This is a genomic window from Bacillus sp. NPDC094077 (genome assembly GCF_050279465.1).
Classification (GTDB): domain Bacteria; phylum Bacillota; class Bacilli; order Bacillales; family Bacillaceae_G; genus Bacillus_A.
This window is the reverse complement of the sequence record NZ_JBNNUF010000007.1, coordinates 89,977-90,423: the sequence shown is the minus strand read 5'-3', so window position 1 is coordinate 90,423 and position 447 is coordinate 89,977. Positions and strand designations below refer to the sequence as shown.

General features: G+C 45.0%; 1 pseudogene. It reads left to right on the top strand.

Features of this window, described 5'->3' with window-relative positions:
- A pseudogene (locus ACQKNR_RS17840) lies at positions 1-447 on the top strand (type VII secretion protein EsaA); the annotation flags it as partial.

Sequence of the window (447 nt, the reverse complement as noted above, 5' to 3'; positions counted from 1 at the left end):
CAAATACAGGTGAGAAACCAAATACAGGTGAAACGCCAAATACAGGTGAGAAACCAAATACAGGTGAAACGCCAAATACAGGTGAGAAACCAAATACAGGTGAAACGCCAAATACAGGTGAGAAACCAAATACGGATGAGAAACCGAATACGGGTGAAACGCCAAATACGGGTGAGAAACCAAATACGGGTGAAACGCCAAATACAGGTGAGAAACCGAATACAGGTGAAACGCCAAATACGGGTGAGAAACCAAATACGGGTGAAACGCCAAATACAGGTGAGAAACCGAATACGGGTGAGAAACCAAATACAGGTGAGACGCCAAATACGGGTGAAACGCCAAATACAGGTGAAACGCCAAATACAGGTGAGAAACCGAATACGGGTGAGAAACCAAATACAGGTGAGACGCCAAATACGGGTGAAACGCCAAATACAGGTGAGA